13 protein-coding genes are annotated in these 14,474 nt (G+C 73.6%); 3 read left to right on the forward strand and 10 right to left on the reverse strand.

What is annotated here, in order from left to right:
• The first annotated feature begins 83 nt into the window (after nucleotides 1–83).
• Complete coding sequence (locus tag OG776_RS00575; protein ID WP_329318088.1) at nucleotides 84–824, forward strand: TetR/AcrR family transcriptional regulator; 741 nt, start codon at nucleotides 84–86, stop codon at nucleotides 822–824.
• Between the two features lie 84 nt (nucleotides 825–908).
• On the opposite strand, the gene OG776_RS00580 is transcribed toward OG776_RS00575, so the two are convergent.
• The 5 genes from OG776_RS00580 to OG776_RS00600 form a co-directional block, all read right to left on the reverse strand.
• On the reverse strand, nucleotides 909–2,798 hold the full coding sequence (locus tag OG776_RS00580) for a glycoside hydrolase family 15 protein (protein ID WP_443077155.1): 1,890 nt from the start codon (nucleotides 2,796–2,798) through the stop codon (nucleotides 909–911).
• A 111-nt stretch (nucleotides 2,799–2,909) separates the two neighbouring features.
• Nucleotides 2,910–3,797: a DMT family transporter gene (locus tag OG776_RS00585; protein ID WP_329323619.1), complete on the reverse strand. Its 888-nt coding sequence runs from the start codon at nucleotides 3,795–3,797 to the stop codon at nucleotides 2,910–2,912.
• A gap of 136 nt (nucleotides 3,798–3,933) precedes the next feature.
• Nucleotides 3,934–5,208, reverse strand: coding sequence for a serine hydrolase domain-containing protein (locus OG776_RS00590; RefSeq protein ID WP_329318090.1), 1,275 nt, complete (start codon nucleotides 5,206–5,208; stop codon nucleotides 3,934–3,936).
• Nucleotides 5,209–5,593: 385 nt separating this feature from the next.
• The gene (locus OG776_RS00595) at nucleotides 5,594–6,601 is read right to left on the reverse strand and encodes a LysR family transcriptional regulator (RefSeq protein WP_148014629.1); all 1,008 of its coding nucleotides are present in this window, start codon (nucleotides 6,599–6,601) and stop codon (nucleotides 5,594–5,596) included.
• A gap of 87 nt (nucleotides 6,602–6,688) precedes the next feature.
• Nucleotides 6,689–7,816, reverse strand: coding sequence for an aminotransferase class V-fold PLP-dependent enzyme (locus tag OG776_RS00600; protein ID WP_329318094.1), 1,128 nt, complete (start codon nucleotides 7,814–7,816; stop codon nucleotides 6,689–6,691).
• A gap of 557 nt (nucleotides 7,817–8,373) precedes the next feature.
• On the opposite strand from OG776_RS00600, the gene OG776_RS00605 reads away from it, so the two are divergent.
• Nucleotides 8,374–8,808, forward strand: coding sequence for a hypothetical protein (locus tag OG776_RS00605; protein WP_329318097.1), 435 nt, complete (start codon nucleotides 8,374–8,376; stop codon nucleotides 8,806–8,808).
• Between the two features lie 241 nt (nucleotides 8,809–9,049).
• Entirely contained in the window at nucleotides 9,050–9,373 is a 324-nt protein-coding gene (locus tag OG776_RS00610; RefSeq protein WP_329318099.1) for an acyl carrier protein, read from the forward strand.
• Between the two features lie 174 nt (nucleotides 9,374–9,547).
• Here OG776_RS00610 and OG776_RS00615 read toward each other — a convergent pair whose 3' ends face one another.
• The 5 genes from OG776_RS00615 to OG776_RS00635 form a co-directional block, all read right to left on the reverse strand.
• Entirely contained in the window at nucleotides 9,548–10,429 is an 882-nt protein-coding gene (locus OG776_RS00615) for an aminoglycoside N(3)-acetyltransferase (protein WP_329318101.1), read from the reverse strand.
• 144 nt (nucleotides 10,430–10,573) lie between these two features.
• Entirely contained in the window at nucleotides 10,574–11,848 is a 1,275-nt protein-coding gene (locus OG776_RS00620; protein ID WP_148014769.1) for an MFS transporter, read from the reverse strand.
• 135 nt (nucleotides 11,849–11,983) lie between these two features.
• The gene (locus OG776_RS00625) at nucleotides 11,984–12,523 is read right to left on the reverse strand and encodes a GNAT family N-acetyltransferase (RefSeq protein WP_329318105.1); all 540 of its coding nucleotides are present in this window, start codon (nucleotides 12,521–12,523) and stop codon (nucleotides 11,984–11,986) included.
• Nucleotides 12,520–13,521 carry a JmjC domain-containing protein gene (locus OG776_RS00630; RefSeq protein WP_329318107.1) on the reverse strand — a complete coding sequence of 334 codons (1,002 nt, stop codon included), beginning with the start codon at nucleotides 13,519–13,521 and terminating at the stop codon, nucleotides 12,520–12,522. Before OG776_RS00630 ends, OG776_RS00625 begins: the two co-directional genes overlap by 4 nt.
• Nucleotides 13,518–14,363, reverse strand: coding sequence for a JmjC domain-containing protein (locus OG776_RS00635; RefSeq protein WP_329318109.1), 846 nt, complete (start codon nucleotides 14,361–14,363; stop codon nucleotides 13,518–13,520). Before OG776_RS00635 ends, OG776_RS00630 begins: the two co-directional genes overlap by 4 nt.
• Nucleotides 14,364–14,474 lie beyond the last annotated feature (111 nt).

The following is a 14,474-nucleotide window of genomic DNA, read 5'->3' on the forward strand; positions in this document are numbered from 1 at the left end:
CATTAGATCGCCGTTCTGAACAATACGAACACTGTTCGGAGTTGCGTGGAACACTGTTCGCCGATTGTGGTTAGACTGCCCGTATGTCACCGACCCCGGAACAGCGGCGCGCGGCGCGGCACCAGCTCGGCACCGGTTCGAGCGCACCCGCGGCCCGGCGCGGACCGTCCGGCGGGCGCAAGAAGCCGATCACGGTCGACGCCATCATCAGCACCGCGTTCGCCATCGTGGAGGCGGAGGGGTACGACGCCCTGACGATGCGGCGGGTGGCCACCGCGCTGGAGACGGGACCGTCCTCGCTCTACGCCCACGTGGTCAACAAGGAGGACCTGGACGAGCTGCTCATCGGCCGGCTGTGCGCCGAGATCGAGCTGCCCGAGCCGGACCCCGCGCTGTGGCGGCAGCAGCTCACCGATGTCTGCACCCAGCTGCGCGACCAGTACCTGCGCTTCCCGGGCATCTCCCGGGCGGCCATCGCGGCGGCCCCCTCCCATCTGGAGACGCTGCGGGTCGCCGAGGGCATGCTCGCCCTCCTGCTCGCCGGGGGCATCGCCCCGCAGGTCGCGGCCTGGGCGCTCGACTCGCTGTCGCTGTACGTCAACGCCTACAGCCTGGAGGTCTCCCTGGTGAACAGCCGGCTGGGGCGCGGCGACGACGAGTGGGTCGTCAGCCGCGACGAACTGCTGCGCCGGTTCGCCGCCCTGCCGGACGACACCTTCCCGCGGACCAAGCGCTACGCCGCCGAGCTCACCGCCGGGAGCGTGCACGACCGCTTCGACTTCACCATCGGCCTGATGATCGACGGGCTGCCGGGCGCACGCTGAGATCCCGCCCGGCCCGCGCCCCGGCCCAAGGGCGTGGCGGTCGTGGCGGCGGACCGGGAGAGGGCCGGGAGAGGGGACCGGCTGCTAGCCGAGTCTGCGGTCGAGGTTGAAGGCCGCGCTGATCAGGGCGAGGTGGGTGAACGCCTGGGGGAAGTTCCCCTGCTGTTCGCCCGTGTGGCCGATCTCCTCCGCGTACAGGCCGAGGTGGTTGGCGTAGGTGAGCATCTTCTCGAACGCGAGCCGGGCCTCGTCCAGCCGGCCCGCGCGGGTGAGCGCCTCGACGTACCAGAACGAGCAGATCGAGAACGTGCCCTCCTCGCCCTGGAGGCCGTCGGGGCTGGCCTGGGGGTCGTAGCGGTAGACCAGCGAGTCGGACACCAGGTCCTCGCCCAGCGCGTCCAAGGTGGCGAGCCACTTCGGGTCGGTCGGGGAGATGAACTTCGCCAGCGGCATCATCAGCAGCGACGCGTCGAGGATGGAGCTGTTCTCGTACTGGACGAAGGCGTGACGTTCGGCGGACCAGCCGTGGCTCATGATCCGCCGGTAGATCGCGTCCCGCGCCCTGCCCCAGCGCACCATGTCGCTGGGCAGGCCGCGGTGCTGGGCCAGCCGCATCGCCCGTTCGATCGCCACCCAGCACATCAGCCGCGAGTACAGGAACGGTTTGCGTCCGCCGCGGGTCTCCCACACCCCCTCGTCGGGCTGGTCCCAGTGGTCGCACACCCAGTCCACGAGTTCGCAGATGCTGTCCCAGTGCCCGCTGGAGATGGGCTTGCCCCACTTGTCGTAGAGGTAGAACGAGTCGAGCAGTGCCCCGTAGATGTCCAGTTGCAACTGGCCGACGGCGGCGTTGCCGACGCGTACGGGGGCCGATCCGCGGTAGCCCTCCAGGTGGGGCAGTTCACGTTCGGACAGGTCGAGGCGGCCGTCGATGCCGTACATGATCTGCAGGGGGCCCTCGGCCTGGGAGGCCCGCACCGATTCGAGGCCGACGTTCTCGGTGAGGAAGCCCATGAAGGACTCGGCCTCGTCGATGAACCCGAGCCTGAGCAGCGCGTAGACGCAGAACGCGGCGTCGCGGACCCACACGTAGCGGTAGTCCCAGTTGCGTTCGCCGCCGATCTGCTCGGGCAGGCTGGTGGTCGGCGCGGCGATGATGGCGCCGGTCGGGGCGTAGGTGAGCAGTTTCAGGGTCAGGGCGGAGCGGTGCACCATCTCCCGCCAGCGGCCGCGGTAGCGCGACTGGGACAACCAGTGCCGCCAGTAGCGCACGGTCGCGTTGAACTCGCGCTCCGCCTCGGCCACGGCGCAGAACCGGGGGCCCACGTCGCCGCCGATCCGGTCGATGGTGAAGACGGCGGCCTCGCCCTCGTGAAGTTTGAACAGGGACCACACGTCGGGGCCCGCGACCTCGAAGGGCACCGTGGAGGTCAGCGCGAGGTGGAGGGAGGCCGACTCGAAGACCGCCTGGCCGTCGTAGGCGTGCACGGTGTGCGGCACGCTGCCGTACTCGAAGCGGGGGGCGACGCGCGCGCGGAAGGGCAGTGTTCCGCGTACGCACACCACCCGGCGGATCAGCCGGTGCCGGTCGGCCTCGCGCGAGTCGTCGACGACCGGCATGAAGTCCTGGATCTCACCGACCCCGTCCTCCGCGAAGAAGCGGGTGATGAGCACATTGGTGTCGGGGAAGTAGAACTGCTTCGTGCGGGTGGGGACGTCCGCGGCCAGTTCGAAGCACCCGCCGCGGTCCGCGTCGAGGATCGAGGCGAAGACGCTGGGCGCGTCGAAGCGTGCGCAGCAGTACCAGTCGATGGTGCCGTTAGTGCCGACCAGGGCCGCGCTGCGCAGGTCGCCGATCAGGCCGTGTTCGGCGATCGGCAGATAGCGGGGGGTGGGGGTGCCGCGGGGGCCGGGGGCACCGGGACCGCGGCGCGGCCCCTTCGCCGCTCCGGTGTCGGTCGTCGCTTCAGCCACGTCAGCCTCCTCGGGCTGTCGGCCTGGCCACCCCCCTGTGCCCCTCCAGGCTAGCGAGTCCCCGGGGCCGGGGCTTGGGGAGGAAGCGGGACCCCGGGACGGCGGGGCGGATCAGGTCCGGCCGCGGCGGTGGGCCGGAGGTACGGCGACCAGGGTCTGGGCGAGGGGGATGCGGGCCAGCAGGACCGCCCCGTACAGGATCAGGCCGGCCCCGGCGATCTCGGGGACCAGCCACCAGCCGGTGCGGATCTGCTCCGCGTACAGGGTGACGCCCAGGGTGAGGCTGACCAGCGCGTCGCCGAGGGTGAGGGCGGGCTGGGAGGCGACCAGGGGGCCGGACTGGACGGCGTTCTGCAGCAGGAACAGCGCGCAGACCCCGGCGGCGGCGAAGGCGTAGGTCTGCCAGGCGAGGAAGAAGCCGGTGACTCCGCCGGTCTGCCAGGCGTGGGTGGCGTCCTTGATCAGGGCCGCGGTGAGCGCGTAGCCGATGGCCGCGGCGCTGCCGAAGCAGGCCGCGCGGGCCCGTCCGGCGGGCCAGCGCAGCGCGATCCGGACGGCGACCGCCATGACGCCGACGCAGCCGGCGACGGCCATCGCCCAGCCGCCCGCGGAGGGCTGGTCGGTGCCGGGCGAGGGGGCCGCCGCGCCCAGGGCGACGCCCAGCCCGGCGGCGATGCACGCCACCGCCGTCCAGCCGCGCCGGGTCACCCGCCGGCGCAGCACCAGGCCGCCGATCAGCAGGGCGAAGGGAAGCTCCAGGACGAAGATCGGCTGTACGACGGCGAGGGCGCCGTTGACCAGTGCCAGTGCCTGGAAGCAGGCCGCCGCCATGACCGCGGCCATGCCGCCGAGCCAGGCCGGCCGGCGCAGCAGGTCGACGAAGAGCCGGGCGCGGAAGCCTTCGGAGAGGGGGACGTCCTGTGCGGCACGGCGCTGGAGGACGGTGGCGGTCGCGTTGCTGGCGGCGGCCAGCAGGGCGAAGACGACGGAGACCACCATGCCCACCGGCCTGTCCCTCCTCGTCTCCCGTACCCGGGTCCCGGCGCGTGGGCCGGTTCATGCCCATGCTCCCGCGCGGCCCCGGCGCCCGCCCCCCGACCGGCCCGGCCCGGGGTGTCGGACCCGTGGGGCGCCGTCAGCGGGCGGCGGGCTGCGCGGGGAGGTCGAAGACGTGTCCGGGTGAGACGATCTTCGTGACCACTTCGCCGAGGAGGGTGCTGGGCTCGGTGCCGTCGTGGCTGATGTCGGTGTTCACGAGCACGACCAGGGTGGCCTGGGCCGAGGGCAGGTAGACGGTCAGCGACTCGTAGCCCGGCAGGGAGCCGTTGTGGCCGATCCAGCCCTGCACGTCGAAGATGCCCAGGCCGTAGCCGGCGCCCGGGATCGTGGTGGGGGGTGTGGTCAGCCGCTGCTTCTGGAGGGCGGGGCTGATCAGCTCCGTACCGTCGGGCAGGACGCCCGTGGCGACGGTACGGGCCCAGATGTGCAGGTCGTCCAGGTTCGAGATCATCGCGCCGGCCGTCCAGGCCCAGGAGGGGTTCCAGCCGGCGGTCTCCTCGATCTCGCCGCTCGCGGTCTGGTCGGTGTAGCCCTGGGCGTGCGGGGCGGGGAAGGCCGCGTCGGACGGGAAGAACGTGTGGTCCATGCCCGCCGGGGCGAGGACGTTCTCGCGGATGTAGTCCCCGGCGGGCACGCCGGTCGCCTTCTCCAGGACCAGTCCGAGCAGGATGAGGTTGGTGTTGCAGTAGGAGAACTCCCCGCCGGGCGGCGCCAGCGGCGGGTGCCTGAAGGCGTAGCCGAGCAACTCCCGTGGGGTGAAGGATCGTTGGGGGTGGGACAGGAAGGTCCTGAAGAAGTCCGGGTCCTCGGTGTAGTTGAACAGGCCGCTGCGCATCCCGGCGAGCTCCCGCAGGGTGATCCTGTTCCCGCCGGGCACGCCGTCGACGTATCTGCCGATCGGGTCGTCCAGCCCCACCTTGCCCTCGTCGACCAGTTTGAGCAGTGCCGTCACGGTGAAGGTCTTGGTCTCGCTGCCGATCCGCATGTACAGGTCCGGCGCCATCCCGCGCCCGTCGCTGCGGTCGGCGACACCGAACGACCGTACGTAGGTGCCCTGACCGTGCGTCCACAGCCCCACGGTCACCCCGGGTATACCGGCGTCGTCCATGACCTTCCGTACGGTCGCGTCGAGTTGACGGGTCACGGCGGGGGTGAGCGTGCGTACGTCGCCCGTCGCCGGGCCGGACGGTGACGGGGACCCGGGGACCTTCGCGGCGGCAGCGGTCGTGACGGCGGGGCCGGCCGCGTGCGCGGTGGCGGCGGGGGCGCCGCCCGCGGCCGCGGTCATGAGCGCTCCCACCGCCGTGGCGGTGACGGCTCCTCTGCGCAGTCGGGTGCACGAGTGGGTCATGGGCCGGCTCCAGGCGCGTGAGGACCGGGCCCGCGGGCGTCGCGGGCACGGCCGCGGGGCGTCCGGGTCGGGCGGACGCCGTGTACGGGGCGTGTCACGTGTCCGCCCCCGTCGCCCGTGCCGGGGGGGGGCCGGGCGCGAGGCCGCGCGCCGGGCCGCGGGGTCCGCGGCGCTCGCGCGGGACACGGGACCCTGGGCCCCGTCCTCCTCAAGGATAGGAGGGGCGGGATGCCGTCGCCTGTCGGGCGGTGGCATCGACGGCGCGGGCCGCGGACCGGGTCAGGGAGGAGCCGCGGACCGGGCGGGGAAAGGTTTCGAGGACGGGCTCGGAGACTGATCCGACGCTCCGGGCAAGCCCTGGTGGGGGCCGGCCGCGGGGCGGGGCTCAGGTCCGTACGCCGGGTGCGGGTGCCCGCGCGGGTGGTGCGGCGAGGGTGCGGTCGGCGTCGGGGAGCCAGGAGCCCGGCGGCTGTTCGAGCCAGTCCTCGGCCGCGCCGAGTATCCGCGCGGCCTCGGCCAGCGCCCGCACCCCCGGGTGACGAAGACCGCGGCGCCAGACCAGGGAGACGGGCGAAAGAGGCACCGGGTCGGTCAGCGGACGCAGGGCCATCTCCGGCACGTCCGAGAAGTCGACGTTGGCCAGGACCGACCAGCCCCGCTTGCGCATGACCCGCCGGAACTCGGCCTCGCCCTCGATCTTCGGGAAGGGCGGTGCCAGGTCGATGCCGCGGCCCGCGAACAGGGCGCGCGCGTAGTCCGTCCACTCGGTGGTGTCCTCGTTGCCCGCGGCCGCGTACACGGTCTCCCCGGCGAGCGCGGCCAGCGGCACCCGGGGCAGGGCGGCCAGCCGGTGGCCGGGGGGCAGGTGCACCGCCAGCCGGTCGTAGCGGATCAGCCGGTGTTCCAGGCCGGCCCGGACCGCCCTCGGCAGCCCGGCGACACGGCCGAAGGAGACGTCGAGCCGGCCGGCCGCCATCTCGGCCGCCGCCCGCGTCAGGCCGCTGTGGAACCGGGGGACGAACTCCACGCCGGGGGCGGCCTCCCGGGCCGCCGCCAGCACGCGCGGGCCGGTGGCGCCGTGCAGCGCGACGTCGACGATCAGCGGGCGGACGTCCTCCTCGGGCGGGGCATGTTCCAGTTCCCGGCCCAGCTGTTCCTGGGCGGCCAGCACGTGCCGCACGACGGGCAGCAGCCGGTGCCCCTCACGGGTCAGGGCCACATGCCGGGTGTCCCGCTCGAACAGGGCCCTGCCCCACACCCGTTCCAGCTGCCGGATGTCCCGGCTGAGCGCCTGCTGCGCGACGAACAGCCGGGCGGCGGCGCGGGTGAAGTGCAGCTCCTCGGCGACGGCCACGAAGGCACGCAGCAGTCTGGGGTTGATGTCATGACGCACGCCCCCATTCTCACCAACCGGGCCCGGACCCTCACGCGACGGTCCCGCGGCGCGGGCCGCCCCGGTCCCCGCACGGGCGTCGCGGGGTCAGGGCGCGGGGCACAGGGTCAGATGGCGGCGGGCGGCGGGGCGGGGAGCGGCCTTCCCGGCGGGGGTGCCGGTGCGGGCGGCCGGGCGGGGAGCAGCGGGGTGCGGGCGTTCCTCGCGGACGACGGCCCGCAGGGCGTGGCCGAAGCGGGTGATGTCGTCGGGGGTGGTGCCGCGGTGCAGGGACGCGCGCAGGGAGGTGCCCGCGGGGTGGTCCAGGAGCGGGATCTCCTGGGCGACGGTCTTCCACAGGAGGACGCCGCGGGCCGCGAGTTGTCTGCGGACCAGTGCGGCGGGCAGTTCCCGGTGGCGGAAGGCGAGGATGCCGGACTGGACCCGGCCGGGTGTGATCAGTTCGGTGCCGGGGGTCTCCTCGACCGCGGCGCGCAGCGCGGGCAGCAGGCGCAGCCCGCCGGGTCCCGGGGGCCCGGTGAGGGCGGCCGCGTGGTGGGCCAGGGCGGCTTCGAGGCCCGCGACGGCCGCGTTCTGCGGCGGCGGACGGTGGGCGAGGCTCTCCTCGAACGTCTCCCTCAACGAGGCTGCCAGGTAGGCGAATCCGACGTCGTGGGGGCCGCGCAGGAACCTCCAGCCGTCGCCGGTCAGCAGATGGCATCCGATACGGGCGGCGTCCACGGGGAGCTGGCCGGCCGAGTAGGAGGCGTCGACGGCGTACAGGCACCGGTACGGGGCGAGGATCCGCCCCACGGCTTCGACCGGGTTGACGATGCCGCGGCCGGAGGGGACGTGGACGACCGAGACGAGGGCGACGTCGTCGTCGATGTTGCGGGCCATCCAGTCCAGGTCCAGGTCGCCGTCCTCGCGCAGCGGTACGACCTCCAGCCGGCAGCGCGTGCGGTCGCGCAGGGCGTACAGGGCCGTCAGGTTGGCCACCCCCTCGTAGGGGGTCGTCCAGATCCGGTCGCCACGGCCGGGACCCAGGCCGCGGACCAGCGCGTCGAAGGCGGTGGCCGCGTCCGTGACCACGGCGGTGTCGGCCGCCGGGACACCGAGCAGGGCGCCGAGACGGTCGTGGACCGCGGTACGCAGGACGTGTTCGAGGTGTTCCTCGAGTTCGTGCGGTCCATGACGGTCCTCACGGGCCGCGCAGTCGACGACGAGCTCGCGCACGGCGGCCGGCATACGGCCCCAGCCCGCGGTGTCCAGGTGGACCGTCCGGCCACCCGCGCCGCCCGGGCCACCCGCGCCGCCCGGGCCACCCGCGCCGCCCGGGCCGCCCGGGCCGCTCCGGTCGTCCTGTCGGTCCTTCTCATCCTGATCCGTCGATGACGGCGTCGCGTTCATTTCCGGGGCCTCCCCCCGCTGTCGGGGCCATCGGCCGCCAGGGCGCGGGGGCCGCTGTGCACGACCCGTCACGACCAAGCATTGCCAACGTGCTTGGCAATATGTTGCCTAGCGCGAGGGTGCGGTGGCAACACCGGCTCCGGCGACGCTCTAGCGAACGGGCCGCGGAGGCGCCGCCCACCCCCTTCGGAACAGCGCGGATCGGGCTTCGAAGAGGCCCTGTTGACAAACTTTGCCAGGCGTTCGCGCAGATGGTGGGGTGTCTCTCGCGGGTCTCCAGTCCATCTCCAGCGGATGCCGAGCAGATCCCTAGTTCGCGTTGCCAAGCTTCTTGGCAAGAAGTTACCAACACAGATTCGCTTCATTGCCACGGAGGAGCCGTCATGAGGAACATCGCCCGCATCGCCGTCACCACCGCCGCCGTCGCCTCCGCCGTCCTCACCGTCGGCGGTGTCAGCGTCGCCGCGCAGAACGTCGTCCGCCCGCAGCAGTCGGCGGCCACCACGGCCTCCTCCGCCATCGGATGGCCGGCCGCGGCCGACTCCTCCTCCGACGAGAGCAACATCGGCTGGCCGAAGGCCACTTACGCCGGTGTCACCGGCGACATCGGCTGGCCCAAGGCGGCCACCGTCGCGGCCGACGACACCAACATCGGCTGGCCCAAGGCGACCTACGCCGACGCCACCGGCGACATCGGCTGGCCCAAGGCGGCCACCGTCGCGGCCGACAACACCAACATCGGCTGGCCCAAGGCCACCACCCAGATCGACGACACCAACATCGGCTGGCCCAAGGCGGCCGGCAGCGCGGCTGTCTGACGGGCACGGGCGCCGCAGCGGACCACCGGGCCGCCGCGCCCGCCGGGTTCACCCGGCCCACCACCGGATCCACCGAATCTTGAGGCCCCCGCCGGCAGTGCCGTGGCGGGGGCTTCGGTCGTGTGCGGGGCCCGCGCGGCGACCGGCCTGAGCACGCGTCCACGGCGGCTCGAGCGGCGTCCGGCACGGTGCTGCTCGGAGCACCGCTTCACCTCTCCCGTGTCCGGAAGGAAGTCGCCCGATGGCCCACGTACCGTGGAACGCGAAATTCGAGGACGTACTGCGCCAGGGCCTGACGGGGCTCGGCAAGGACAAGGCGCCCGCGGCCGACGTCCCGATGGAGGCCTACGGGCTGGACTCGATGGCACTCATCGGCATCGTCGGCGCACTGGAGTCGGCGTTCCGGGTCAGCCTGGCCGGCCAGGTCGTCATCCCCGTCCACACGCTGACCGCCGGTCAGCTGTGGGGCATCCTCTCGGCCGCGCTGCAGCCGGCCTGGGACGAGAGCCGCCCCTCGGCAGCCGGCCGGCGCACACGCGACCTGGGCCCCTGGGCCGTCGCCTGACCGCTGCCGGACACCGCGGCGTCGACCACCGCGCTCCTCCCCCGCGCACTCCCCGCCGACGTACGACGACGCTCCCGGCAGCGCCCGGGACACCACCTCCGCGAAACCTCCGGCGCCCGGCGCCGCCGCGGGGGCGGCCGCCCCTGAACCACCGCCGGCAAAGGCCCCCGCCGGTCACAGCGCCGTGACGGGGGCCTCCCGTACGCCGGTCATGTTCGGTGCCACACCCCAGGCGCTCAGGTCCCGGTGCCGCTCCAGCCAGCCGCAGGCCAGGTCCACGAGTCCGGCGACCGGGCACAGCAGGGCACGGGCCGCACCGAGAGGACCCTCCCGGACCAGACCGGCGCGGACGGCGCGGTCGCCGATGCGCGCGTAGTCACCCTCGTACATGACGAGTTGGTCGCTGTCCTGCCAGACGGTGGTCCCGTCGTCGCCCGCGCGGGGCACCCGCATGCGGTGGACGCGGCGCCCCGGGTAGGGGGTGAGGTGTTCGGCCAGGTGCAGGACGGTGCACTTGTCCCAGCCCACCCCGATCATCAGGACCTTCGCGGCCGCACCGCCCAGCGCGGTCAGCGGGCTGCGCGCACCCAGGCCGTAGGGCAGCGGGTGGGCGGCGAGCAGGGCGGGGGCGGCCGGGCCGGAGGCGGCCAGCGAGTAGAGCGGGTGCGGGGAGCGGCGGGCGCCGGGCAGGGTCCGTACGAACTCGGGGAAGCGGCCCAGCCGGGGCTGGACGGGGTGCACGTCCGGGTCGAACGGGGGCAGGGACGCCCTGACGCGGGGCCACCACGTGGGCGGCACGGGCCGCTGGACCCAGGTCGCCGGGTCGGTCAGGTAGGTGGTGAAGGCGGGTACGACGAGGGTTCCCGGCGCCCCGACGGCCTCCCGCAGCGCCGACAGCAGGGCGACGGGACCGCCCACCGTCCAGCCCAGGGCGCTCAGGGAGGTGTGGACCATGACGACGTCGCCGCGTCCGACGCCCAGGGCCCGCAGGTCCCGGGCCAGTTCGCGGCCGCTGTAGGGGCCGGGGGTGCGGGCGTCCGCGGCGGGGTGCAGCATCCGTGCCTCCGGTCTCTGCCGTGTCCGCGGTCCGCCGTGTCCGCGGTGCCCGTGACGGCTGGGGTCCGTGTCCCTGCGTCTCTATGGCTCTATGTCTGTATGTCTCTATGTGTCCGTGCCGCTGTGTGTCCGTGTGTCTTGGGGTCAGTTGTGTGTCCGTGTGTCTTGGGGCCGGTCCAGGGCGGGCTGGTCCGCGGCGGGCCGGGGTGACGGCACCTCCGCGGTGGAGGCCGCGGCGGCCGCGCGTACCGCCGGCTGGACGAGGAGGGCCGCGGCGGCGAACAGGACCGCGGCCGCCGCCCAGCCGAGGCCGGAGCCGTGCCCGATGAACGCGGTCAGGACCAGCGGGCCGATGATCGACTGCAGGCCGTGGTGGAGCTGGAAGGCGCCGAGGTACTCGCCGCGCCGGTCCTCGGGGGCCAGGCCGATGCCGATGCCGAAGGACCCGGCCGCGTGCCACAGTTCGGCGCCGGTCATCACCACGAACGCGGCGCACACCAGGAACCCGGCCGTGAGGGCGTCCAGTTGACCGGTGGGGATCAGGAGCAGGCAGGACGCCGCGCCGGCCAGGCCCGCACGGCGGGCGAGGCGGGCGGCGCCGGGCAGGTCGTCGCTGCCCCTGGCCGCCCGGACCTGGAGCAGCACGCACAGCACGGTGTTGAGCCCGATGAGCAGGGGGGTGAGCACGGTGGGCAGACCGGTGCCGACGACGATCCACAGCGGGATGGCCACCGCCAGCACGGAGTCGTGCAGCGACAGCGCCGCGTTGACCGCGACGACCCGCAGGAACGGCTTGTCGCGCAGCGCGGTGAAGCGGCCCGAGGCGGGCGGGGCCGGGCGGGCGGCGGCCGCGGGCAGCCGGTGCACCAGCAGGCCCGCCACCAGGAACGTGACGCCGTTGGCGAGCGGGATGACCTGGAGGGCGCCGCGGGTGCCGACGGCGAGCAGGACCGCGGCGGCGAGCGTGCCCAGGCCCATGCTGGCGTTGCCGACGGAGCGGATCGCGGCGCGCGCGTTCACCCGGTCCTGGCCGGGGACGAGTTCGGCGATCAGGGACATGAAGGAGGGGCCGGTGCCGAACTGCAGGGCGCCCACCGCCACCGCCAGGACGACGAACTGCCAGGCGGTGTGCACGGCGGGCAGCGCGAGGTAGCCGCAGCCCAGCCCGATCAGCAGCCAGGTCAGCAGCGGGCGGGCCCCGGTGCGGTCGGCGACCATGCCGAACAGCACCGAGGCGAGCAGGCCGGTCAGTCCGGCGGCGGACAGCGCCAGCCCGATCTGGGCCGGGCTCAGGCCCGTGACCTGGGTGAGGTAGACCGCGGAGCCGGACATGTACAGGCCCACGCCGATGCCGTCGATGCCGTGCAGGACGGCGAGCTGCCGTGCGGGGCCCTTCAGGCTGGCCGGGAACAGGGGCATGCGCGCTCTCCGTTCGGTCGTACGGCATGACTACGGCTGTGAACTCGGGCTCGGGCCTTGGGGCTTGGGGCCTGGGGCCTGGGGCTTGGTGCTTGGTGCTTGGTGCTTGGGGTTGTCACCGGGTCGGTGTCCGGGTCAGGGGGCGGGCGGGCCGGGGCGCAGGGCGGAGTAGAGGAGTTGGTCGTGCCAGGCGCCGGCGCGCCACTGGGCGCGGCGGATCCGGCCCTCCCGCACGAAGCCGGCCTTCTCCGCGGCGCGTTGCTCGGCGAGGTTGTCGGCGTCGGTGCACACCTGGACGCGTTCGGCCCGGGTGTGGGTGAAGAGGTAGTCGACGAGCAGGCGCTGCGCCTGGGTTCCGATGCCCTGGCCGCGGTGGGCGGCGAACAGGCCGATAGCGATCTCCCAGCAGGCGGAGGTCTCCACGCGTCCCCACGCGCGGCGGAACCACTCGACGCGTCCGGCGAGGGTGTCGTCGACGGTGACGGACAGCATGTTCTCGTCACCGCCGAGCAGGCCTCGCTCGTCGAGCAGTCCCCGCAGCCGCAGGGTGGGCGTGTGCCCGAACCACTGGTAGGGGCCCGGTCCGTCGGGCCCGGCGAACTCCGTGTCGAACCGGTCGAGGTCCGCGGAGGTCACCGGGCGCAGGACGGTCGCCGGGCGCAGCACCGGTCTCATCCGAGGTGCCTGGCCTTGAGCCGTACGGCCTGTTCGAGCACCTGGGTCTCGTCCGCCGCGCCGAGGGTGCGGGTGAGCAGGGCGCGCAGCCGGGTGAGGCGTTCGGCCAGGGACAGTTCGTGGTGGCCGCGGGTGAGGGCCTCGAACTCGGGCAGGCCGAGGAGTTCGGCGAGGAAGACGTCGGCGAGGTCCCGGGGGGTGGGTTCCTCGATGGTGACGGCGATGTGGAGTGAGGTGCCGATGCGGGCGGTGGCGGAGTGCGGGGTGCCGTGCGGCATGTAGAGCACGTCGCCGGGGCGCAGGGTGACCTCCATGCGCCGGTCGTAGGGGATGACGCCGCCGGTGTAGCGGTCGGAGTCGCTGGTGGAGGTCTCGTCGAGTCTGCCCACCACCCAGTCCTTGACGCCGGCGATCTGAAGGACGAGGACGTGGGAGCCGTCCATGTGGGCGGCGATGGCGGTCTTGCCGGGCGGGCTGAGGAAGACGAACGACTCGAGTTCGGCGCGGAATTCGGGTGCCAGGGCCTGTACGAGGGCGCGCAGGCGGGGGTGCCAGTGTTCGGGCTGGCTGAACTTGAAGGTGCCGCCGGCCGCGAAGTCCGCCTTGATCTGGGCGGGGTTGATGTAGCCGGGGACGTGGTGGCCGACGACGGTGCGCGAGCGGGTCATCTCGGAGACGGCGGTGCGCACGCCTTCGTCGAAGGCGGTGAAGTAGGGGCGGATCAGCAGCCCGCAGTCCACCTCCTCCCACATCTCCTGCTCGGTGATCAGGCCGGTCAGGTCGGCCGAGGCGCGGAAGACGGCGGGCTGGGCGGCCCAGTGGTCGCGGAAGAACGCGTCGGTGTCGCCGACCAGGTCCTTCAGGGTGATCCGGGGGGCCGGGACGGCGTCGTCCGATGCGGCCCCGGTGGTCTGCGCGGCCGAAGTGGGCTGTGCGGAGCGGGCGTTGACGGTTCCTGCGGTGTCCGGGGTGGGCCGGCGCTCCTGGGCGGTGGTCATCCCGTCACCTCCCGCATGGCGGTGAGGGCGGCCTGCGCCCAGGTGTCGTCGCCGAGGCGGCGGGTGTGGGCGAGCAGGGCGGTGCGGACACGCTCGGTGCGCTGTTCGAGGGTGGTGGTGTGGAAGCGGTGGGCGAGGTCGGGGTCCGCGTCCAGGAGGTGGCGGCCGAGCGCCTCGAGGAGGTCGTCGGGGGTGGGTTCGGTGAGGGTGAAGGTGAGGTGGAGGGAGTCGCCGTCGCGGGCGACGGCGTCGTGGGGCCAGCCGTGCGGGAGGTAGAGCACGTCACCGGGTTCCAGGACGAAGGTGTGGGTGGGGTGGGCGGTGTCGACGTCGAGGCCGGCGTCCGCGCGGACCTGCTGCGAACCCGCGTACAGCTGCCATTCCTTGCGGCCTTCGAGCTGGAGGGCCACGACGTGGGAGGCGTCTCGGTGCGGGAGCATGCCGCGGCTCTCGGGCGGGGTCCAGAAGACGTAGGAGGCCACCGCGACCGCGGCGGCGGCCTGCAGCTGTTCGACGACGGTGCGGGTGGGGCGGTGCCAGTCGGAGAGCTGGTTGAGCTTGAGGGTGCCGCCGGCCGACATCAGCCGGCGGACCGCCGCGGCGTCGGGGAAGCCGGGGCGCTGGTGCCCGATGACGTCCCGGGAGCGGGTGTAGGCGCTTTCCGGCGGTACGGCTCCGTGGCGCAGCACCGAGAAGTAGGGCCAGCGCAGCAGGCTGGCGTCCAGCTTCTGTTCGATGAAGGCGGAGGAGAGGTGGCCGGCGGGATCGACCGCGCCGCGGAGGATCCTGAATTCCTTGTTCCATGCGTCGGCGAAGATTCCCTCGCCGCGCAGAGTGTCCACGAGCGACGTGTTCAACCCGACCCCCAGGGCTCTGGTTTCTTCGGTGTCCGGGCGCCGGCCGGAGCGCTCGGCTGAGTGCGGGCGTTCCGGCCGGGCGGAGCCGTCTGGCGT

The organism is Streptomyces sp. NBC_01689, from assembly GCF_036250675.1.
GTDB lineage: Bacteria > Actinomycetota > Actinomycetes > Streptomycetales > Streptomycetaceae > Streptomyces.